Annotated in this window: 1 protein-coding gene; it reads left to right on the top strand. The window is 60.9% G+C overall.

What is annotated here, in order from left to right; genetic code table 11:
- Positions 1-155 precede the first annotated feature (155 nt).
- Positions 156-1,792: extracellular solute-binding protein (locus tag ACXRVY_RS27110; RefSeq protein ID WP_458238740.1), on the top strand; the 1,637-nt coding region annotated here is incomplete at its 3' end.

Genomic DNA, 1,792 nt, shown 5'->3' with positions numbered 1-1,792 from the left:
TAAGCCCTCATCGCGAGCAAGCTCGCTCCCACAGGATTGTGGCCCGACCAATAATTCGCATTTACCCCCCGTCTTTTTCCTGTCCATACAAGCTGTTACTGTACGGTCCACATAGCCCAAGCCGCCTGGATCGGATCYCCTATTTGAAGCGTTCCCTGCCCCTGTTCCTGATCAGCCTGGCCTTGAGCTCCACCGCAAGCGCTACGATCAGCGAAAGCCATGGTTATGCGCAGTTCGGCACGCTCAAGTACCCGGCCCGATTTACCCACTTCGACTGGGTCAACCCGCAAGCGCCCAAGGGCGGTACGTTGCGGGTCATGGCGTTTGGCACCTTCGATACGCTCAACCCCTACACCTTCAAGGGCACCAGCCCGGTCACCACACCGAACTTCCTGCAATACGGCATCAACGAGCTCAACGAGCCACTGATGATCGGCACCGGGCAGTACGCACCCTCGGGTGATGAGCCCGCATCCAGCTATGGCCTGATTGCCCAGTCCGTGGAGTACAACGAGGACCGCAGCTGGGTGGTGTTCAACCTGCGCCCCGAAGCACGCTTCCATGACGGTACGCCGATCACCGCCTACGACGTCGCGTTCTCCTATCGCGTGTTGCTCAAGGAAGGCCATCCGCTGTACCGCACCAGCCTTCAGGAAGTGTCGCGGGTCGACATCCTCAACCCGCAGCGCATCCGTTTCGTGTTCAAGCGCGCTGGCAATCCGCTGCTGATCCTGCGCCTGGGCGAAATGCCGGTGCTGGCGCAGCACTACTGGAAAGGCCGCGACTTCAAGGCCACCACCTTCGAACCGCCGCTGGGCAGCGGGCCGTATCGCATCACTTCTGTCACGCCAGGACGGCAGATCGTCTTCGAACGGGTCAAGGATTACTGGGGCAAGGACCTGCCGGTCAATCGCGGCAAGTACAACTTCGACCGCATGGAAGTCGAGTTCTACCGCGACAGCGACGTGGCGTTCGAGGCGTTCAAGGCCGGTGAGTTCGACATCTATATCGAGCATCAGGCGAAGAACTGGGACACCGGCTACAACTTCCCGGCCATACGCCGCGGCGAGGTGATCAAGGCGCAGATTTCCCACCAGATCCCGACCCAAACCCAGGGCCTGTTCATGAACAGCCGTCGCCCGGCATTCTCGGACGCCAAGGTCCGTGAAGCGCTGGGGCTGATGTTCAACTTTGAATGGACCAACCGCACCCTGTTCAGCGGCGCCTACCATCGCGCCATGAGCTACTACCCCAACAGCGAGTTCTCGGCCAGCGGTTTGCCGGTCGGACATGAATGGCTGTTGCTCAAGCCCTATCGTGAACAGCTGCCAGCCAGGCTCTTTACCGAGCCGTTCAACCTGCCGCAGACCGACGGGCACGGCATCCCCCGGGAGACCTTGCGCAAAGCCCTTGGCCTGCTCGCCGAAGCCGGCTGGAAGCTCAATGGCCAGCGTATGCAAAACGCCACCGGGCAACCCTTGCGGCTGGAGTTGCTGCTGGTCAACCCGAATCTGGAACGCATCCTCCAGCCTTACGTCGAGAACCTGGCCAGCATCGGCATCGATGCGCAGTTGCGCACCGTCGACCGCGCGCAATACAAGCAGCGCCTGGACCAGTTCGATTTCGACATGATTCTGATGACCCTCAACCAGACCCTCAGCCCGGGCCTGGAACAGTGGCAGTACTTTCACTCCAGCCAGGCCGGGGTCAAGGGCAGCAAAAATTACGCAGGCATTGCCAACCCGGTGGTCGACCATCTACTCGAGCAGTTACTGGCCGCCCGGACCCGCGA

It is taken from the genome of Pseudomonas sp. P5_A2_2, from assembly GCF_054177685.1.
The sequence above is the reverse complement of the archived record's forward strand: the minus strand, read 5'-3'. Positions and strand labels throughout refer to the sequence as shown.